Annotated in this window: 25 protein-coding genes; 24 read left to right on the top strand and 1 reads right to left on the bottom strand. The window is 44.2% G+C overall.

From position 1 onward, the window contains the following. Positions 1-64: 64 nt before the first annotated feature. The 19 genes from trpD to BP97_RS0108075 all read left to right on the top strand — a co-directional run bounded on the left by trpD (position 65) and on the right by BP97_RS0108075 (position 16,142). Complete coding sequence (gene trpD, locus BP97_RS0108165) at positions 65-1,105, top strand: anthranilate phosphoribosyltransferase (protein WP_028548659.1); 1,041 nt, start codon at positions 65-67, stop codon at positions 1,103-1,105. After that, positions 1,095-1,892 carry an indole-3-glycerol phosphate synthase TrpC gene (trpC, locus tag BP97_RS0108160; protein ID WP_028548658.1) on the top strand — a complete coding sequence of 266 codons (798 nt, stop codon included), beginning with the start codon at positions 1,095-1,097 and terminating at the stop codon, positions 1,890-1,892. The genes trpD and trpC overlap by 11 nt, the downstream gene beginning before the upstream one ends. Positions 1,893-1,899: 7 nt before the next feature. Next, positions 1,900-2,607 (top strand): phosphoribosylanthranilate isomerase, encoded by a 708-nt coding sequence (locus BP97_RS0108155; RefSeq protein ID WP_028548657.1) that lies wholly within the window; start codon positions 1,900-1,902, stop codon positions 2,605-2,607. Next, positions 2,600-3,805 (top strand): tryptophan synthase subunit beta, encoded by a 1,206-nt coding sequence (gene trpB, locus BP97_RS0108150; protein ID WP_028548656.1) that lies wholly within the window; start codon positions 2,600-2,602, stop codon positions 3,803-3,805. Before BP97_RS0108155 ends, trpB begins: the two co-directional genes overlap by 8 nt. Next, positions 3,792-4,604: a tryptophan synthase subunit alpha gene (trpA, locus tag BP97_RS0108145; RefSeq protein WP_028548655.1), complete on the top strand. Its 813-nt coding sequence runs from the start codon at positions 3,792-3,794 to the stop codon at positions 4,602-4,604. The genes trpB and trpA overlap by 14 nt, the downstream gene beginning before the upstream one ends. A gap of 71 nt (positions 4,605-4,675) precedes the next feature. Continuing rightward, a complete protein-coding gene (gene hisC, locus BP97_RS0108140) occupies positions 4,676-5,776 on the top strand; it encodes a histidinol-phosphate transaminase (protein WP_028548654.1) in 1,101 nt (366 codons plus the stop codon). A 58-nt stretch (positions 5,777-5,834) separates the two neighbouring features. Then, entirely contained in the window at positions 5,835-6,926 is a 1,092-nt protein-coding gene (locus BP97_RS0108135) for a prephenate dehydrogenase (protein WP_028548653.1), read from the top strand. 418 nt (positions 6,927-7,344) lie between these two features. Beyond that, entirely contained in the window at positions 7,345-7,935 is a 591-nt protein-coding gene (locus tag BP97_RS0108130) for an RNA polymerase sigma factor (RefSeq protein WP_028548652.1), read from the top strand. Further along, on the top strand, positions 7,932-8,564 hold the full coding sequence (locus BP97_RS0108125; RefSeq protein WP_231506249.1) for an anti-sigma factor family protein: 633 nt from the start codon (positions 7,932-7,934) through the stop codon (positions 8,562-8,564). Before BP97_RS0108130 ends, BP97_RS0108125 begins: the two co-directional genes overlap by 4 nt. Positions 8,565-8,636: 72 nt before the next feature. Next, positions 8,637-9,221, top strand: coding sequence for a histidine phosphatase family protein (locus BP97_RS0108120; RefSeq protein WP_028548650.1), 585 nt, complete (start codon positions 8,637-8,639; stop codon positions 9,219-9,221). 273 nt (positions 9,222-9,494) lie between these two features. Further along, a complete protein-coding gene (locus BP97_RS0108115; RefSeq protein ID WP_028548649.1) occupies positions 9,495-10,631 on the top strand; it encodes a hypothetical protein in 1,137 nt (378 codons plus the stop codon). 39 nt (positions 10,632-10,670) lie between these two features. Continuing rightward, on the top strand, positions 10,671-11,186 hold the full coding sequence (locus tag BP97_RS0108110) for a gamma carbonic anhydrase family protein (protein ID WP_028548648.1): 516 nt from the start codon (positions 10,671-10,673) through the stop codon (positions 11,184-11,186). Positions 11,187-11,231: 45 nt separating this feature from the next. Next, complete coding sequence (locus tag BP97_RS0108105; RefSeq protein ID WP_028548647.1) at positions 11,232-11,423, top strand: IDEAL domain-containing protein; 192 nt, start codon at positions 11,232-11,234, stop codon at positions 11,421-11,423. Positions 11,424-11,541: 118 nt separating this feature from the next. Next, positions 11,542-11,970: a DUF2487 family protein gene (locus BP97_RS0108100; RefSeq protein WP_028548646.1), complete on the top strand. Its 429-nt coding sequence runs from the start codon at positions 11,542-11,544 to the stop codon at positions 11,968-11,970. A gap of 250 nt (positions 11,971-12,220) precedes the next feature. Next, entirely contained in the window at positions 12,221-12,769 is a 549-nt protein-coding gene (locus BP97_RS0108095; protein ID WP_028548645.1) for a Rieske (2Fe-2S) protein, read from the top strand. A 16-nt stretch (positions 12,770-12,785) separates the two neighbouring features. Beyond that, complete coding sequence (qcrB, locus tag BP97_RS0108090; RefSeq protein WP_028548644.1) at positions 12,786-13,457, top strand: menaquinol-cytochrome c reductase cytochrome b subunit; 672 nt, start codon at positions 12,786-12,788, stop codon at positions 13,455-13,457. A 153-nt stretch (positions 13,458-13,610) separates the two neighbouring features. Further along, the gene (locus tag BP97_RS0108085; protein ID WP_028548643.1) at positions 13,611-14,492 is read left to right on the top strand and encodes a c-type cytochrome; all 882 of its coding nucleotides are present in this window, start codon (positions 13,611-13,613) and stop codon (positions 14,490-14,492) included. Between the two features lie 71 nt (positions 14,493-14,563). Continuing rightward, positions 14,564-15,229: a DUF1405 domain-containing protein gene (locus BP97_RS0108080; RefSeq protein WP_051620452.1), complete on the top strand. Its 666-nt coding sequence runs from the start codon at positions 14,564-14,566 to the stop codon at positions 15,227-15,229. Between the two features lie 43 nt (positions 15,230-15,272). Further along, the gene (locus BP97_RS0108075) at positions 15,273-16,142 is read left to right on the top strand and encodes a sporulation protein YpjB (RefSeq protein ID WP_028548641.1); all 870 of its coding nucleotides are present in this window, start codon (positions 15,273-15,275) and stop codon (positions 16,140-16,142) included. Positions 16,143-16,146: 4 nt separating this feature from the next. Here the strand turns inward: BP97_RS0108075 and BP97_RS0108070 are convergent, their stop codons facing one another. Next, the gene (locus BP97_RS0108070; RefSeq protein WP_051620470.1) at positions 16,147-16,968 is read right to left on the bottom strand and encodes a YitT family protein; all 822 of its coding nucleotides are present in this window, start codon (positions 16,966-16,968) and stop codon (positions 16,147-16,149) included. A gap of 233 nt (positions 16,969-17,201) precedes the next feature. On the opposite strand from BP97_RS0108070, the gene BP97_RS0108065 reads away from it, so the two are divergent. The 5 genes from BP97_RS0108065 to bshB1 all read left to right on the top strand — a co-directional run bounded on the left by BP97_RS0108065 (position 17,202) and on the right by bshB1 (position 20,155). Then, positions 17,202-17,540 carry a nucleotide pyrophosphohydrolase gene (locus BP97_RS0108065; RefSeq protein ID WP_028548639.1) on the top strand — a complete coding sequence of 113 codons (339 nt, stop codon included), beginning with the start codon at positions 17,202-17,204 and terminating at the stop codon, positions 17,538-17,540. A 40-nt stretch (positions 17,541-17,580) separates the two neighbouring features. Next, positions 17,581-18,105, top strand: a complete 525-nt coding sequence (locus BP97_RS0108060) for a tetratricopeptide repeat protein (RefSeq protein ID WP_442952354.1) — start codon at positions 17,581-17,583, stop codon at positions 18,103-18,105. A gap of 41 nt (positions 18,106-18,146) precedes the next feature. After that, positions 18,147-18,950 carry a 4-hydroxy-tetrahydrodipicolinate reductase gene (gene dapB / locus BP97_RS0108055; protein ID WP_028548637.1) on the top strand — a complete coding sequence of 268 codons (804 nt, stop codon included), beginning with the start codon at positions 18,147-18,149 and terminating at the stop codon, positions 18,948-18,950. An 84-nt stretch (positions 18,951-19,034) separates the two neighbouring features. Next, positions 19,035-19,460 carry a methylglyoxal synthase gene (gene mgsA, locus BP97_RS0108050; RefSeq protein ID WP_028548636.1) on the top strand — a complete coding sequence of 142 codons (426 nt, stop codon included), beginning with the start codon at positions 19,035-19,037 and terminating at the stop codon, positions 19,458-19,460. Continuing rightward, entirely contained in the window at positions 19,457-20,155 is a 699-nt protein-coding gene (gene bshB1 / locus BP97_RS0108045; RefSeq protein WP_028548635.1) for a bacillithiol biosynthesis deacetylase BshB1, read from the top strand. Before mgsA ends, bshB1 begins: the two co-directional genes overlap by 4 nt. Positions 20,156-20,162: the final 7 nt, after the last annotated feature.

Here is a 20,162-nt window from a genome sequence, read left to right as displayed (position 1 = left end):
TATCAGCCGCTGCGGCTTAGGGCTCATTGTCGGCTGCTAATGAAATCATGGGGAGGCAGTTTACATGGAAAAAAAGGTTACGGTTCAACAAGCTATACAACAAATTATCGGTGCTCAGCATCTGACTCGCGCAGAAGCAAGAGACGTTATGTCAGATATTATGGATGGTTTGGCCACTCCGGCACAAATCGGAGGGTTTCTCACCTCGCTTCGGATGAAGGGTGAGACGATTGAGGAAATTACCGGTTTTGCTGAAGCCATGCGGATGAAGGCCAATCTTGTGCAAACCGAACGGAATCAATTGCTCGATACTTGTGGCACCGGTGGGGATGGCGCTGATACGTTCAATATTTCAACTACAGCAGCAATCGTTGCTGCTGCGGGTGGAATACGCGTAGCCAAGCATGGCAATCGTGCGATGTCCAGTAAAAGCGGAAGCGCAGACGTACTGGAAGCATTGGGTGTGAATATTGATCTCGATCAAGACTTTGCGGCAAAATGTTTGGAGCAAGTAGGCATCTGCTTTATGTTCGCACAGAAGTACCATCAATCCATGAAGCACGCAGCGCTTCCTCGAAAAGAACTGGGCTTCCGTACGGTATTTAATCTGCTGGGGCCATTAACGAATCCAGCTGGTGCTGACCGCCAAGTGTTAGGTATTTTCGACCGCGGAAAAACAGAGACAATGGCTCATGTCATGCGCGCATTGGGTGTAAAGCGCTCTTTGGTGGTTGCCAGTTTGGACGGATTGGATGAAATTAGTATCTCTGATGCTACGCAAGTAACGGAGTTAAAGGATGAAGAAATAGTTACTTATGAGGTAACACCGGATTTACTCGGTTTAAGAAGCTACAACATTAAAGAAGTAGTTGGTGGAGATGCAGTAGTGAATGCCGAAATCATCCGCAACGTATTCCATGGTGAAACCGGAGCTTGCCGCGACATCGTACTTGCTAATGCCGGTGCATGCTTCTATGTGACAGGCAAATGTGCTACGCTGCAAGAAGGTGTTAAGTACGCCGCGCATGTGATCGATTCGCGACAAGCCTTGAATAAATTGCAAGAACTAGTCCAATTCACGGGAGAAATCAGACATGTTTCTTGATAAAATTGTAGCAACCAAAGTGCAAGAAGTTGCAGCTTTGAAGCAAACTATGACCATAGCCCAGATGGAGCAGCGTATTGCGACGCTGCCTCCTTGTCTTGGTTTTGAACAAGCATTATCTAAGGGTCGTAAACGCCCTATGGGGCTCATTGCTGAAGTAAAGAAGGCTTCCCCCTCCAAAGGGCTAATTCGTGATGATTTTGAGCCTGTACAGCTGGCTCAAGCCTATGAGAGAGCAGGGGCTGATTGCCTATCGGTGTTAACCGATGTAGATTATTTTCAAGGCGCAAATGATTATTTGAGTCAAGTAAGACAGTCGGTTCAGCTTCCACTGCTCCGAAAAGATTTTACAATCGATCTTCATCAAATTTATGAAGCCCGTTGTATTGGTGCAGATGCTATACTGTTAATTGCAGCTATCTTAACTACGGAACAGTTAAAACAATTTTCGGAAGTTGCGAAAAGCATCGGTCTTGATGTGTTGGTAGAAGTACATGACAAAGAAGAGCTGGATCGTGTCTTGACATTGGATGCAACGTTGATCGGGATCAATAACCGCAATCTGAAAACATTCGTTACTGATCTTAAGACAACGGAAGAGTTGATCTCCTATATACCTAAAGAGGTTACTATCGTAAGTGAAAGCGGGATTTCCCAGCCTTCAGAAATTGATTATTTGCAGTCGATAGGAGCAAAAGCAGTTCTTATCGGAGAACACTTCATGCGTCAACCGATTGTTGAACAAGCGGTTCAAGATTTAATGGGAACTCTTGCGGTAAAGGGGTAAGTCAGCTATGACCAGCGTAAAGATATGCGGTTTGAAGGATGCTGAAACGGTACAATCCATTCTGCACCTTCCTATCGATCACATTGGTTTTGTATTTGCCAAAAGCAAGCGTCAGGTAACACCGCAGCAGGCGGGCGAGTTGATTCGTGTTATTAGGGACTGGAAAACAGCGGGAAATGCTGCTCCATTAACTGTTGGAGTTTTAGTTAACCCGTCTCGGGAAGAGCTGACCGCTGTCCTCAAAGATGCACCGCTTGATGTATTGCAGCTGCATGGACACGAGACTCCAGAAGAGTGCCGTTGGATTAAAACTGCATTCCCAGGGGTTCAGCTTTGGAGAGTGGTTTCGGTGACACAGACGAAGCAGGAGGAGTCTCAAGATGAGGCACACGGCTTACCCGAAGCCATCGCATTACAATTAGATCCCTACAAGGATGTAGTGGATGCCATTTTGTTGGATACATTTGATCCTGTATATGGCGGCGGGTCCGGGAAAACCTTTTCTTGGGAAACGATTCCGCCTTATCAAGCGTGGAGTCGTGCTGCGGGAATTCCTCTGCTTGTCGCTGGGGGACTTCAAGTGGATAATGTAGGGGAACTGTTGGATGCCTATGAGCCCGATGGCGTGGATGTGTCCAGCAGTGTAGAAACGGAAGGCATTAAGGATATCGCAAAAATAAGCAGCTTTGTCGAAAGGGTGAAGCATCGTGTATAACGTACCAGATGACCAAGGTCGGTTCGGTAAGTTCGGGGGCCGCTATGTTCCTGAAACTTTGATGAACGCATTGATTGAATTGGAAGATGCCTATAAGAAATATGTGAAGGAAGACAAATTTCAGCAAGAACTGAAGTATTTACTTCATAGGTATTCTGGAAGACCGACTTCGCTTTATTATGCAGAGCGTTTGTCTGCCCATTTAGGTGGAGCCAAAGTATACTTGAAGCGTGAAGATTTGAACCATACCGGCGCGCATAAGATTAACAATTCATTGGGACAAGGTTTGTTGGCTAAATGGATGGGCAAGAAGAAGCTGATCGCTGAGACTGGGGCAGGCCAGCATGGTGTAGCGACAGCAACAGTTGCTGCGCTCCTTGGATATGAATGCAAGGTGTTCATGGGCGAAGAGGACATGAAGCGTCAGCAGCTCAACGTGTTCCGCATGAACCTTCTTGGTACGGAAGTCGTACCAGTATCATCAGGTACTCGTACGCTAAAAGACGCTTGTAACGAAACGCTTCGTTACTGGGTTAGCCATGTTGAAGACACGTTCTATATTCTAGGCTCAGCAACTGGTCCTCATCCTTATCCGATGATGGTTCGTGATTTTCAACGCATTATCGGGGATGAATCCCGTAAGCAAATTTTGGAGCTTGAAGGCAAACTTCCAGATGCTGTTATCGCGGCAGTCGGCGGAGGAAGCAACGCAATTGGCATATTCTATCCGTTTGTGCAGGATGAAGGCGTACGTTTAATTGGTGCTGAAGCAGCTGGACGCGGTATTGATACGAAGGAGCATGCGGCAACGATGACCATGGGAAGCCACGGCGTATTCCAAGGTTCCATGAGCTATTTGCTGCAGGATCAATACGGACAAGTCCAAGAAGCGCATTCGATTTCTGCAGGTCTGGATTACCCGGGTATCGGGCCAGAGCATGCTTATTTGAAAGATTCAAAACGTGCTGAATACTTCCCAATTACTGATAAAGAAGCTCTGGATGCTCTACAGTTGCTCAGCCGGACAGAAGGGATTATACCTGCCCTTGAAAGTGCTCATGCGATCGCACAAGCAATGAAGGTTGCTCCAACCATGGGCAAAGATGAGATCATTGTCGTTAGCTTGTCCGGGCGCGGTGATAAAGACGTAGAGGCGATTATGGGCTATTTGGGAGGTGCTGTTCATGAATCGCATTGATCGTAAGTTCGTTGAGCTAAAAGAAAAAAAACAGCCGGCCTTTATTCCTTTTTTATCGATTGGAGATCCGGATCTGAAGACGTCTGTCGATATTATTAAGCAATTGGAGCAATCCGGTGCCAGCATGGTAGAACTTGGAGTACCTTACTCCGACCCTTTGGCCGACGGCCCTGTGATTCAACGCTCCTCTATGCGGGCATTGAAGAGGCATCAGGTATCCATTAAAGACGTTATGGATGTGGCAAGACAAGCTCGCAATGAAGGCTGCGAGCTGCCATTTATCTTATTTACTTACTATAATCCAGTACTGCAATTCGGTTTGGATCGGATTTTTTCTATACTTCAAGAAAGTGATATTAGTGGACTTATTATCCCTGACTTGCCGATGGAAGAAGATGCAGAGATTCGCAAGCTTTGTGATGAGCACGGTATTCACTTAATTCCTTTGGTTGCACCTACGTCCAACGATCGGATCAAACGAATCGTGTCTCGTGCTTCAGGCTTCGTGTATTGTGTATCGTCATTGGGCGTTACGGGTACAAGAACCGAGTTTCACAGTGGCATTGACGAGTTCTTGAATACGGTGAAGGAATCCACTTCCTTGCCTATTGCTATCGGGTTCGGCGTCTCTACGCACGAACAATTTGCTAGATTTGCAGAGACTTGTGATGGTATCGTTGTAGGCAGCGCATTGGTCCGTCAAGTGGAGGAAGTGCTTCCTTTATTTGAACAGGATGTGACGCGTTCACAAGCACTATTGCAAATTCATGAATTTGTGAGAAAATTAATAGGAAACTAATAGAGAGCGTGTTCTTATGGAACACGCACTTGCCATAATTAGAACTTTAATTTTGAACGAGGTGACCCTAAGTGCAACCTAAGAAAAACATTGTCCACTTGCCGGTCTATAAACCGGGCAAGCCTATGGAAGAAGTAAAACGTGAGCTGGGCTTGACGGAAGTCATTAAATTGGCATCCAACGAGAATCCATTCGGTTCTTCTCCGAAAGTGAAAGAAGCGATTATGTCGCTTCTAGAGCAAACAAGTATCTATCCGGACGGCGGCGCTGTAGACTTGACGAAGGCGGTAGCTGAGTATTTTGGCGTGGAAACGAATCAAGTGATTTTTGGAGCGGGCTCCGATGAAATCATTCTGATGCTGGCTCGTGCTTTCTTTGTTCCAGGGGACGAAACGATCATGGCAACTCCTACTTTCCCACAATATAAGCATAACGCGGAAATTGAGGGGGCAGTGTGCGTAGAAGTGCCTTGCATCAACGGATTCCAGGATCTTCAAGGAATGCTTGACAAAGTGAATGAACGCACCAAAATTATTTGGCTCTGCAATCCAAACAACCCAACGGGAACGATGCACACACACCAAGAGGTGGTTGACTTTATTAAAGCCGTCCCTCCTCATGTGCTAATCGTGTTGGATGAAGCTTATGCCGAGTACAATGTTAGCGGCGAATATCCTGATAGCATTGGGCTTGTGAAACAATACAAAAATGTCATTAGTCTCCGTACGTTCTCAAAAATTTACGGATTGGCATCGCTTCGTATCGGATATGGCATCGGTCATCCAGATGTGATCAAATCGATCAATCAAGTTCGTGAACCGTTCAACACAACAGGTTTTGCCCAGAAAGCAGCTTTGGCCGCTCTTGCTGATGAGCAGTTTATTGAGGATTGCCGTCAAGCCAATGCTACTGGCATTAAATATTTATCAGCTCAATTTGAGCAAATGAAGCTGAACTACTACCCTGCACACGGCAACTTTATCATGGTTGATGTAGAACGTCCTGGAGGTCAGGTGTTCGACTCCATGCTTCGCAAAGGTATTATTGTTCGCCACGATCCAGGTTGGGGGATGCCTACCATGCTTCGTGTTACCGTAGGAAGCCAAGAGCAAAATGAGAAGTTTATCAGCGCACTGCAAAAGACGCTTGAAGAAGTTGCTGTTAACGCGTAATACGGTTACACTGCACTGCTTTAGTGTCCGTTAGTAAATTCAAAGAAGGAAACTGTTCATGACTAAAATTGCTATTTTTGGCGTGGGGCTCATCGGCGGATCCTTGGGGCTTTGCTTTAAAGGCAAGCCGGGGTTCACGGTTGTGGGTCATTCCCCAAGCGAACAATCAGTTGAAAGATATTTGAAACGCCAAGTGGTTGATCATGCGACCACCTCTATGGAAGAGGCAGTTCAGGATGCCGATTTTATTTTCCTTTGTGTGCCTGTAGGTAATTTAGAACAGTACTTGGCTAAAATAGCAGAGCTTCCTCTAAAGCCTGGCTGCATTATAACGGATGTCGGGAGCACTAAGGCTTCCATCTCAGCTTTTGCCTCTACACTAGAGCTGAAGAATGCGTACTTTATCGGAGGACATCCGATGGCAGGCAAGGAGAAGTCAGGAGCAGAGGCTGCAACCTCACATTTATATGAGAATGCATTCTATGTCCTCACTCCGGATGAAACGATACCTGATGAGGTATATAATCGGCTTGCGGGGCTGCTTCACTGGACCCGGGCGCACTTGGTTAAGCTGAACCCTAAGCTGCATGATGAAGTAGTGGGGGCCATCAGTCATTTGCCTCATATTATCGCTGTGGCATTGGTTAATCAGATTGCCGGGTATAATGAGACGAATGAGTATTATCAAAATTTGGCCGCAGGGGGATTCCGGGACATTACCCGAATAGCTTCAAGCGAGCCGATTGTATGGCGCGATATTTTAAGTGACAATCGGGGTGTGATGCTACACCTGCTTGAGGACTGGAACTTAGAGATCGCACGGTTTATAGAGCTGTTGAAGCAAAACGACCGTGACGGGATCGAAGAACAGTTTCGTCGGGCTAATGAGTTCCGTTCTTCACTACCGGAGCGGAGAAAGGGTGTGCTGACGTCCGTCTATGAAGTCTATGTAGATGTACCTGATCACCCTGGAATCATTGGACAAATTACAACTCTATTGGGCAGCCATCGGGTTAACTTAAGTAATATTCAAATTATTGAAAGCCGTGAGGATATTCCGGGAGTTCTGCGTCTTTCTTTCCGTGACGAATACCAAATGGATAAAGCTACTGAATTATTGAAGAAGGAAAACTATGCGATTCACGCATAGTTTTCTTTTTTTTTCTAAAAATAAAACGTTTTCAAAAAAGTGTTGACATTTTGAAAACGTATACATATAATAAAAGTACAGTATGGTTTCTCTCCACTCCTATCCGAATAATGGCACTATGTGCAGCCACCTCATGTAGGTGGTTCTTTTTTTTATTTTTATGTTTGTAACCATTTTTTCTAGTATAAGTAATAGAATAGTTAGTGGGAATATACACCTTTTTTTGGAAGTTATTCTGAAAGTTGTATGAAAGCTGTCGATAAAGCAGGATTTTTGACCAAGTTTACCGAATAAAATAAAGATATAATGGATATTCCTAAATATTTTTTAAAATATACCGCAACTTTTTACTCCCAATACAGTAAAACAAGTAGTATCACTGGGAGTAAGCTAGGAATCACAAGGAGGGTCGTACTAAATGACCGATTCCCAGTTGATCAGAGAGATCAAGGACGGCAACGTCCAACTTTATGATGAATTAATGCGTCGCTACGAACGTAAGATCCTGGCCTTTATCTATCACATGTTAAAAAGCGCTCAAATGGAGTCGTTCGCAGAAGACCTATGCAACGAGACTTTTTATAAAGCGTACAGAAGCTTAAACTCGTTTCGCGAGGTTGAAGCTACTTTTTCCACATGGTTGTATACGATAGCTAGGAATACGGTGCTTAGCGAGCTGCGTAAAAATAAAAATAATAAAGTATCTTTGGAACAAAGCGGACATGAGCCTCATGCTGGGTCGGATGTGATGCCCGAATTGACGGTTCTTCGGAATGAGAAAGTGACGATGGTTCGAGAAGCGATCAATAATTTGCCTGAGAAGCAAAGATCAGCTCTAATATTACGCGAGTACGATCAATTGGATTATCAGGAAATTGCGAATATCCTTGGGCAAACCGTAAGTTCGGTTAAATCCTTATTGTTCAGGGCCAGAGCCAGTGTGAAGCTCCAGTTGGAACCATACTTTCTTGATCCGATTTTTGAGGAGTATGAAGGGATGAAACGATGATGAAATGTGAAGATATACAAGAGCTGCTGGGTGTTTATTGGGATTTGCCGGAGCAGGACCTGAGAAGACAACGTGTAGATGAGCATATTAAGCACTGCAGCTCCTGCGCGGATGAGTTTGAAATATGGCGAGAGAGTACGGAATTAATCAAATCCATGGCTGACCCTGAAGACTTGAGAGAGATGTCTACGCCAATTTCTCGCAGTGTAATGAGCCGTATTTATGAGGACGAATCATGGAGAGTTCCTGTTGCGGATCGGATGTATGCCTTTTCGTTTAAATTTCGTAGAAATATAACGGCGGTTATTGCTTTCTGCCTTGCATTATTTATTTTCTCTTTCGTGTACTCGATTACTCATCAGCCTGCACCTGAAACTGTAGCTTCATCCGGCGGTTCCTCGGTATTCGGACGTATTGGAGACCCTGTCGTTGTAGCCGGTAGTAAATCAGAGTCGATGAACGTACATACAATGCCTTCGGCGGTTGCTAGCTTAAAGGGATTTAGCGAACCCTTTATGTACCAGGTGGGCCCGATTCATACGTTCAAGGACTACTTAATCTTTGTATCGTTACTGGGATTAACCTGCACACTTCTTATTATGAATTGGTTATCTAGAACGAAATCTTAGATCGATTGCAATTCGCCCCGTAAAGGGGCATTTTTCATCTATAGAGATAAAAGAGAAAGTGAGTGAGCTCAGTTGATCACATTAGGATTTATTCGTCATGGGACTACCGAATGGAATATAGCTGGTAGAATGCAAGGACAAATGGACACGGCATTGGCAGAAGTAGGCGTTATTCAAGCTAAAAGATTAGCTGAAAGATTGAAGAGTGAAACTTGGGACGGCATTATAACGAGTGATCTAATTCGAGCATCGCAAACGGCTCAGATGATAGCACAGGTTACAGGAACCCCGTTGATAGGGAGTGACATCCGATTAAGGGAACGTTCCTTCGGACAAGTGGAGGGAACGACGCTGGAGGAAAGATTATCTCGTTGGGGTGAAGGCTGGAGAGAGGCTGACCTGGGCATGGAGAGTGACGAGGCATTGTTAAAGAGATGGCATAACCTTGTTGAAGAATTGATATCTGAGCATCATGGCAAACGAATTCTTCTGGTGAGTCATGGAGGATATATTGCTCCTGTCATCGAGAAGATGCTAGGTAGACCGATAGAAGAGCACTTAAATAACACTTCCCTCACGATTGTAGAAGGTAATCCAGAGGGTTGGAACTGTAAACTGTTGAATTGCACCATACATCTTGATGAAGTACAAATTTAAAGGATTAATCCGGATAACGTTTTCAGTAGAAAACGTTATTTTTTTGTCTTTGTTAGGTTAATACAGGAAGAAGGAGGAATTGTACCGCGGCTATCCGGTTCCATTAGTAGGGCATAGCCAGATGGAAGATGTTCTTGTACGAGTGGTTGAGAAGCTGTGAGCTAATTTTAGGGGACATTAAGGAAATGAAATGAATTTTTCTCGGAAAATAGCGTTTTAAAACCGGAACATCTTCCCATAATGGTACTAAGCCTATTTTGGAGGTGCGGTGCCATGAATTTAGCAGATATGTTGAGTTATGCGGATATTCACGACTTGAGCCGAATCGCTAATACGTACAACTGTGAATGCAACGGCCACTCCAAAAATGAGCTTATCCAGTCGATCTTATCGACCGTGAATCGAAGAGAAATATTTGAGCGTCAGGTTGTCGATCTCTCCATTGAAGACGTACGATTCTTGAATTCTCTAATATTCGATCCACGAGGATCCTTCAGTCTGGAAGAGCTTATTGCCAGAGTGCAGCAAAGCCGATTTGTTAAAGAAGAGAATGAATTGTGGAATCCAAGGGATATGATTTCACGATTTAAACAACGAGGTTGGCTGTTCAACGGCTATTCCCAGAACACTCGTTATTTATTCCAAGTACCAGCAGATCTTAAACGAAGATTCAGCGATGCTCTTTCTAAGCAGTTCCGACAACAGCTGATCATGTCCAATGAACCCGTCGTATATCGTGACGAACAAAAGCTGCTCATTGACGACATCTATCACTTCCTGCATTTTGTTCAGCATAATGAAGCGGTTTTGACGTCAGATAATACGATGTACAAAAGACAGCTCCAGCAGGTTCTGGACCGATTTTCCGTAAAGGAAGAACCTGTGGGCAAAACAGCTTGGCGCTTTGGTTATGGACGATTTTTCAAGGACTATCCGAATCGATTCTCTCTCATTTATGACTACTGCTACTATGCTGAGCTTATTACAGAGCACAACCAGGTACTTGCGTTAAGTGAGAAGGGTAAGTCTAGAGTCGATCTCGGGCAAAGGGAAGACGTAATGAAGTTGTACAAGTTCTGGCTTCGCTTATACAAAAATGCGATCCCCAATCTACAATCCCTTGTATTTTGGCTCGAAAAGCTTGCACAACCATGGGTTACTTTGGCTTCTGTAAAAACAGCGTTGCTACCTTTGGTTCGTCCGTTCTATTATGATTCAGCGGATTCCGTTCTTGAGCAGAGGATTTTGCAAATGATGATGCACATGGGGCTTATCCGCATAGGTGAAACTGAAGAGGAAGGAACTGTCATTCAAATGTCTAAGCTAGGAAGCGGCGTTGTACAAGGTATCTATGTAAGTGAAGAGGATAAGATCACCCTTCCGTTTGACAATGGTGGAGATCATTGCTAAACTCACTCCACATCAAAAAACAAAGGGAGAGAATTGAACATGCTGCATAGCTACAATGGAATATCGCCAAAGATTCATCCGTCTGTTTTCATAGCGCCGGGAGTTCAAATCATTGGAGACGTAACGATCGAAGAGGGCGCTAGCATTTGGTACAATGCGGTACTAAGAGGAGATTTAGCTCCTATTCGAATTGGACGTAATAGTAACATCCAAGATGGGTGCATCGGTCACGTCAATACAGATCAACCATTGATTGTTGAAGATGAAGTCTCTGTAGGACATGGTGCTATCATTCATGGATGCCGCATAGGTAAAGGCACATTAATCGGTATGGGGGCTATTGTACTCAACGGAGCTGACGTTGGTGAATATGCTTTAGTAGGGGCAGGTTCAATAGTAACGGAGAATAAGCAAATCTCCTCCTACACCCTTTCACTAGGATCACCCGCAAAAGCAGTAAGAGAGTTGCAGGAGTCGGATTTACAACGTATGCGACGAACTATGGAGAGTTATGTGAAAAAAGGTAGTGAATACCGACAACAAGCGAGGCCATAAGCGTAAAAATAGTTGAAATGCGAGACCGGTTTGGAGGTAGGTTCTATGGGCAAAATGAATGTTTCCAATGATATGATGCTAAGCTTGTTTGCGGAAATGGTTCTCGATGAAGCCTTGCGCAAATACAAGGAGCAGTATTTGTACAGAGAGATTGATTTGGCTTTGGCAAAGGGAGACGAAGTTTCGTTTCTAGCCCTCACAACAGAACTGAAATCGCTCAATACACATGGCAAATAAGACGAAGCACCTAGGCCTAAATTATGACATTTTTTTGAAAGGCATGTGAAGATCCTTCATATGTCTTTTTTTTGTGTTATGGTGATTGAGGACTTAATTGAACGTGGAGGCGAAAGCAATGAAATTTAGCGATGTGGAAAGTACATCATGGGAGGAACTTCGTCCTTATGTCGACACCTGCCTGCTGCCTGTAACCGGCTTGACAGGAAGTGAACAGCCGTGGGAGGCAACTAAGGCGCTGGAAATGCTAAGGGATGTGTTGGATTGTTTTGAGATTCCTTATAAGGGGCGCGTATTAACCTACCCGGCACTTCATTATATAGAAGGAGAAGAAGGACGGTTTCTTCTAGAGCAAGTATGTGAACGATTGAAACAAAGCTTCCCGTACGTCATTCTTGTATCAGCTTCGGATGAGCTCCATGAACTTGAGAACTTAATAAAGTGTGACTTGGTATTTGTAATTACACCGAAGCAATTAGCGGAATCATTGCCAGGTATCAAGCAGAAAATAGCAGATCGGCTGCAAGCGTTATGGTCGAAGAGGTAAGGTTTGCGGGACGTGTATGATTGATAACATTTTTGCTAATTCTAAGTAATGGGACGAAGAAATGAGCTTTGTGAACAGATGTGACAATTTCGTTAAATGTTACTGCTGGGACAAGAATTGATGGCTCGAAATGGAAGTTAACATTCTTGACGCACCTAGAGTCGTAGGCTATTATTAGTAATGTCCTAGTATGTGGTGTAAAGTTATGTCGAACGACGTGATATATGTTGCAAAAGGGGGTAGAACGAGAATGAGTGAGCACAATAGCCATGATGCGCAACATCAGGGAGAGAGACCAGTGAAACGTCGCGAGATGTCCCGCAGACAGTTTCTGTCCTATACCCTTGGTGGTGCTTCGGCTTTCATGGGCGCCGGAATGATTGTTCCTATGCTTCGATTTGCTGTCGATCCGGTCCTTCAACCGAAAACGCAAGCGGCTTGGGTTAAAGTAGTTGAAGATTCTAAGGTTGCGAACGAACCTAAATCCTTCAAATTCAAAGTGCATCAGGTTGACGGCTGGTATGAGAGCGACGTTGAACTGGAAGCTTGGATTTCGAAGGATAAAGATGGCAATATCTTCGCATTGAATCCGACCTGTAAGCATCTTGGATGTACGGTTAACTGGAACGCAAATCCGGAGTACAAGGATCAGTACTTTTGTCCATGCCACGGCGCACACTATACAGTAGATGGTAAAAACCTCGCTGTTGCGCCATTGCCTTTGGATCAGTACGATCTCAAGGTAGAGAACGGCTTTGTTTATTTAGGACAACTCGGTCCTAACAAAAGGGTGAAATAAGGAGGCGTAACATCGGATGTTTAAAACTATGTATAACTGGATTGATGAACGTCTTGATATCACGCCGATGTGGAGAGATGTGGCCGATCACGAGGTTCCTGAACACGTAAACCCGGCGCACCATTTTTCCGCATTTGTTTATTGCTTTGGTGGATTGACGTTTTTTATTACGGTTATTCAAATATTGTCCGGGATGTTCTTGACGATGTACTATGTTCCGGATATTATCAACGCTTATGCGAGTGTTGACTATCTCCAGCACAAAGTAGCATTCGGCGTTATTGTGCGCGGTATGCATCACTGGGGAGCGAGTTTGGTTATCGTAATGATGTTCTTACATACGCTTCGCGTGTTCTTTACAGGCTCCTATAAGGCGCCTCGCGAAATGAACTGGGTTGTTGGTGTGCTTATCTTCTTTGTTATGTTGGGTCTTGGCTTCACTGGATACCTGCTGCCTTGGGATAATAAAGCATACTTCGCAACACAAGTAGGTATCAAAATTGCCGCTTCTGCACCTTATATCGGCGATTATATCAAAACCTTCTTACAAGGTGGCGAGATTGTCGGAGCGCAGACCTTGACAAGATTCTTTGCATTGCACGTGTTCTTCTTGCCAGGCGTGTTGTTAGCATTGTTGGCAGGACACTTCTTCATGATTCGTAAGCAAGGGATTTCTGGTCCGCTTTAATGAGATATCGCAGTACATAGATCGTCCGTTTAGGTCGGTCACTTGTGCTGTCATGGTGGTTTTTCTTGCGTGCGGAAAGCTGGAGCATAGTACGTAGCATCTTGTGCAGCACGGCTTTCTGACACTAAAAGAAGTAAGTAAGGAGGGGCGAAATTGGCACACGGCCATAAGTCTGACGAAAAAATCGTTTATGTTGGAGATTCTCGCGTACGCGCAAAATCTTCCCATTTGGTTCAACCGGATTACTCTTCATTTCCTGGAAAATCCGAAGTGTTCATCCCGAACTTCCTATTGAAAGAGTGGATGGTAGGGGTAGTCGTTCTGGTTGGAATTTTGGTGTTAGTTGTTTCCGATCCGGCTCCGCTTGGTTATCCGGCAGATCCGACTAATACACAATTTATCCCAATGCCTGACTGGTACTTCTTATTCATGTACCAATTGCTGAAATATCCGTATACTTCGGATCAATTCGTTGTTATGGGTACGCTCGTTGTTCCGGCTATCATGTTCGGTGGCTTGATGATAGCTCCTTTCTTGGACACGGGTAAAGAGAGACGTTTCTACAGACGTCCAATCGCTTCTTCTTTGATGATCTTAACCTTAATTGCTTGTACTTATTTGACGGTTGTTTCTTGGACGCACTATGAGCATGAAATGAAGGAAAAGAATATGGTTCCTGAGCACATTAAGCGTGAAGAGGAAATGCATGCCGGCAAAGGTGAGAGCGGTGGAGGCGCAGCTAAGAAGCCTGCTGCTGCAGCAGCTGTAGTAGCTGCTGATGATCCAGCTGCTGAAATATACAAAAAAGCAACTTGCGTAGCTTGTCATGGAGGCGAACTGAAAGGTATGCCTTCCTCCGGAATTCCGGCTTTGCGCGGTGTCGGCGACAAGCATAGCAAGGATGAGATTATGAACATCATTAAAAAAGGGCAAGGCAACATGTCCGCTCAATATGATGAGAACATCAAGAAAGGCTTGACTGACGCAGACATCAACAAAATGGCTGAATGGTTAGCTAAGCAGAAGAAAGAATAGTTAAAGAGACCTGACCGTTGCTTGCGGTCAGGTCTTTTTAGATGAATGTACTCGTGCGGGAGGTAACTGAAATGCTTAGCTTGTCGATTCGCACTTATTTTTCAAAGGCTTTCTTAGGAAGCCGAATCATGCTCTGGGCGTTGTTCTGGATCAATTTTTTGGGTACTGTCTACGGTTATGAATGGTACTGGAAACAGATGACTTTTACTCTTGAGAATATGTCTGCAGCATACATTCCATTTGTACCTGATAGTCCTACAGCAAGCTTGTTTTTTACAGGCACTCTCGTCTATCTACTTGTCGATTCATATAAGGGTAGGAGTTTACAGCCTGAGCGCAGTGCATTTCGCAGTTTTGTTGAAGCGTTTGCAGTTGTTACTTCCTTTAAATACGGGATCTGGGCTGTCTCTATGATCTGGGCGGGTGTGTACCAAGGGAGTGAAGTGAACTGGCAGGATTGGATGCTTACGATATCTCATCTTGGGATGGCAGCGGAAGCATTGTTGTATTTACGGTTGTACACTTATCGAGTATGGCCGCTTGTTTTTGTGGGCGGTTGGGTTCTGTGGAATGATTATATGGACTATGTTGTCGGTGTTTTTCCTTGGCTACCTGAGACGTTGATGGATGATCTTTCAGCTGTTGCTTCGTTTACGATTGAGCTTAGCTTTGTAAGCATCATTGTAGCATTTGTTATGTATAAGATTAGACAAGTTTTGTCTAGACGAGAGGTCTAAATGTGGACATCCCTCCATAGGATGATGGTAGGAGGGATGTCCAATGTTGTTTAAACGTGCATGGAAAGGCATTGGCCTCATGCTAGTTATGTTCTTATGTATTCAATTGCTGGCAGGATGTGCTAAGGCGGACAAGCCAAAGCAAGAAGCTTCCGATCCTAAACCATCTGCGGAGCAACTAGAAAGGGTTGATCTGCTAAATCAAACGGCAGACGATATGTACAAAAAGGTGATGCAGGGGGATATTACAGGTGGACGAGCTGTTCTACAACAGCTGAGCGATCTAGTGACGACCATCCGTTATGAAGGGCTTACAACGCTTGAAGGCTTAAATGCCCTGACCGAATCGGTAACTCAAGGGAAAAGGCTGTTTAATGCTGTACGCTATTCGCCTGACGAAGGACAAGTGGCCGCTGCACAAATACGTTTAGCTGCAGATGCATTATCGCATCCAGAACAGCCTATGTGGCTGCAGTATTATAAGCTGCTGCAGGATGACTTGAACGGAATCGAGCAGGCTGCAAAAAACGAAAAACTGCCGGATATTCAAAAGTCAGTTGGAGTATTTGAACGGCATATTACTATCATTCATCCCAGTCTATTAATTAGCCGCGATCCAACCGATGTAGAGAAGCTGGATTCTCTGGTCACTTTTGTAACAGGACAAGCCAAGTCGGAGAAGGCACCTTACCAACCTATCGCTAATTTGCTGCCATCGCTTCATCAGATTATTGACAAGCTGTTTTTAAAGAAGGATACAACAGCGTTTCTCCCGGTAGTGGATGATAAAAATCCTATTTTGTGGACGTTTGCCATAGGTTCGGTTATACTTGTCGCTCTTGGCTTCGCAGGTTGGCGTCTTGCCAAGAAGGACAATGGCATGGTACTTGTAAGAAAAAAAGATGAATTATAACGATTTATTCCGGCTTAAAGCCTTCACCAACTACATCGTGTACCTCGTTGATAATGATAAATGCGCGAGGATCGATAGAACGGGCGAGGTCTTTAAGTCTTTTCATTTCTTGCCGAGACACAACGCAGTAGACCATATTTTTATGTGTTTTGGAAAATGCTCCAACTGCTGGTATCAGAGTTGCCCCGCGATCCATGGTTTCCGTTATTTTCGCTGCAATTTCCTCCGCCTGGTCTGTAATAATGGTAAAAGATCTTGCGGCATATGCTCCTTCTATAATAATGTCGATCACCTTAGATGTAATAAAAACAACCACAAAGGTGTACAATATTTTTTCTTTCGGAATGAAGAAGAAAGCTGATCCTATGACTAAACAGTCGAAGGCTAGAACCACTTGTCCCATACTCCACCCAAGATACCTGCGCCCTATGGTTGCGATAATATCTGAGCCCCCTGTAGTTCCTCCGTAACGAAATACTAACCCAAGTCCAACACCCAATGTTAGGCCAGCATAGGCAGTAGCCAAAAAGTAGTCATGCTCGGAACGAAAGGGAACGAGCCATCCGCTATGAATCAGCTGCTCCATAATCCATAAAAAAAAGGAAAGGGAGACGGTTCCGACTATTGTATTGATCATTGTTTGTTTGCCGAGTACTTTTAAACCTAAGTAGAATAAGGGGATGTTTATAACCAGGGTGGTTAATGAAGGAGGGAAATGAAATATGTAATTTAAGAGCAGCGCGATTCCTGTGATGCCACCTTCCATCAATTCATTGGCTATGACGAAATAATGTAAGCCAAATGCATATATCGCGGTACCCAGCATAATGAGCAAGAAGCTCTTTAGCTTTTCATACAGATTGTTTGACACTACGAAATTCAGCCTCCTTAAAAAGAATAAATAAAAATTCTTTATCGTAATGTTAGATTTTATCTAGTATACCTTATCTTTTGGCAAAAAAAAATTTGTCATCCCTACATCTTTGCGATAACATGGTAATTGAGATCAATATGTAGTATGTTTATAGTTACAAGGACAAGGCTGGTGAAGATGAGAACATGGCAGAGCGTTCATTGAAAGAGCTGCAGCAGGAAGTAGATCAATACATATCGCAATTCAAGGAAGGATACTTCAGCCCTCTCTCCATGCTTGCCCGTATGAGTGAGGAAGTAGGAGAACTTGCACGTGAGGTTAATCATCAATTTGGCGAAAAGCCGAAAAAACTGTCGGAAGAGGACAATTCGATTGAATTGGAGCTCGGCGATATTATGTTTATAACCATTTGTTTTGCTAATTCACTTGGAATTGATCTTACAGAAGCTCACGATAAGATCATGCATAAATTCCAAACAAGAGATGCGAACAGATGGACGAAAATTAACACAGATAGCGAGTAAAAGTCATATGCTGTACCATCACCTTTTGAATAAAAGGAGGATGGGGCAGTTGAATGGGAAAGAGCTGATCAAGAAAGCGTACGAGGCAATTCTAAACCATGATTTTGAGCTTGCCGTAGAATGGTTTGAACAGGCGATTGCAATGGAGCCGGACAATGCCTCTTATCATTATAGATTGTCTATTACTTATGCAAGGAACAATAAGTTAAGTAAAGCGATCGAGCACGCTTCACAGGCAATTAGATTGGATCCTGAGGAAGATCATTTTCATTACCACCTTCAACACTTGAGGGCAAAGGAAATCATTCTGAAAGCAGAGAATTATATAGATGACTCCGGGGCTCAGACTTGGATGGCGATAGCGCTCTTGAAGCAAGCCGTGGCCTTGGACTCCTTATCATCAGAGGCCTATTTAATGCTGGGTATTGCTTATTCACAAGTGAAGGAATATAGCCAAGCTATACAGTCAATCAGGGAACTGCTTAAGCTGGACCCGCAGCATGAGGCTGGAATCGAGCTTTTGGAGCAATACAGAAATAAACTTAAACACTATATGCAATCTTAGCAGCAAATTTATCATCGGTGAATGAAAGGAAAGATTCAGATATGAGTCGAATTCGAGTAGCAGTAGCAGGAGCGAGCGGCAGAATGGGCCGTGAGGTTGTAAAGATGGTATTGCAGGATCCAGAATTGGAGCTGGTAGCTGCTGTAAGCAGAACCTCAGATCCTCAATTGGACGCAGGGCGTCTAGTAGGTCTTGATCCATGTGGTATCTTCATGAGTAATGATCTGGAGCTGGCATTAGTTGAAGGTAAACCGGATGTATTGGTTGACTTTACGGCGCCTCAATCGGCAGCACAGCATACAGCGATGGCAATCCGCCATAAGGTTCGTCCTGTCATGGGAACTACCGGATTTACCCCTGAAGATATCGCAAACTTGGACGAGCAATGCAAGCAGCAAGGAATAGGGGGCATCATTGCACCTAATTTCTCTATTGGTGCTATTTTAATGATGAAATTTGCCGCACAGGCTGCAAAATATATGCCTCATTTGGAAATAATTGAATATCATGGCGATCAGAAGCTGGACGCTCCTTCAGGGACCGCAGTCAAAACAGCTGAACTGATTTCCCAAAATCGCCAGGAGCTTCGTCAAGGGAATCCAAAAGAAGAAGAGACCATTGAAGGTGCACGCGGCGGATTATACAATGGCTTCAGAATACATAGTGTGCGGTTGCCAGGTGTATTCGCTCAGCAGGAGGTTATATTCGGAGCCTTCGGCCAAACATTGAAAATTCGTCATGATTCTTATGATCGAGCTGGTTACATGCCGGGAGTTAATGTAGCGGTTAAAAAAGTAATGGAATTTACAGGCTTGGTTTATGGCTTTGAACATTTTATAGATTAAACGAACGGACAAAGGACTTTGGAATCCGCTTGGAAGCGGGTTCTACGTCCTTGTTTTGTAAGTAATCCGAAGGAGCAGGTAAAGATGTCGTTGAAAATTGCTTTGATTGCACATGATAGAAAAAAAGATGAAATGGTTAATTTTGTTACAGCTTATGAGGCGGTATTCGAGCATCATGAGCTGTTTGCAACAGGAACAACGGGAACTCGCATTATGGATAATACGCAACTGCAGGTGCATCGTTTCATGTCAGGTCCTCTTGGCGGTGATCAACAGATTGGAGCCATGGTTGCAACCAACGAAATGGACTTGATCATTTTCTTGCGAGATCCGTTAATGGCACAACCTCATGAACCGGATATTATTGCTTTACTTCGCTTGTGTGATGTTCAAGGTATTCCTGTGGCGACGAATATCGCAACCGCAGAAATATTAGTGAAGGCGGTCGACCGCGGCGACTTTGCCTGGAGAGAGCTCGTACATAAATATAAACCGGGTATCGACGAATGACAAAACCATTGGATATTTTAATATTTGGTGCACATCCGGACGATGCTGAGATTGGCATGGGCGGAACAATCTACAAGCATTCAGCTGCAGGCTACCGTGTCGGTATTTGCGATCTAACCTATGCTGAGATGTCCTCTAACGGTACGGTGGAACTTCGTCAACAGGAGGCAAACGCTGCGTCGGACGTATTAAAGCTTTCTATGAGAAGCAATTTGGGACTTCCGGATCGCGGTTTGTGGATCGGGCCTGAGAATATTGCGGCCATTACCCGAGAAATACGTAAGCATAAGCCCAAAATCGTATTTGCTCCTTATTGGGAAGACCGTCATCCTGACCATATTGCTTGCAGTAAACTGGTTCAGGAAGCAGTTTTTAACGCGAAGCTTCGGAGGTATGAGACAGATACCCCTGCGCATACGGTGGAACAATGTTATTTTTATTTTATAAATGATGTTGCGGAATCCGACCTATTGGTAGACATTACAGATTGTCATGAGCAGAAGATGGAGGCATTAAGAGCATATCGCACTCAATTCGAGGCAGTTGGAGTGAATAATGACTTTGTTCAAACTCCGTTAAATCAAGGCTATTTGGAAAGAGTGGAAGCGAAGGATCGTATGCTAGGTCAAAAGAAAATGATCCCATATGCAGAAGGCTTTGTTACCAAGTTACCTTATATGGTTAATCTATTTTAATACGAAG

The sequence above is a fragment of the Paenibacillus sp. UNC451MF genome, assembly GCF_000686845.1.
Taxonomy (GTDB): Bacteria; Bacillota; Bacilli; order Paenibacillales; family NBRC-103111; genus Paenibacillus_S.
Note: the sequence above shows the minus strand (reverse complement) of the source record. Positions and strands in the feature narration are given on the sequence as shown.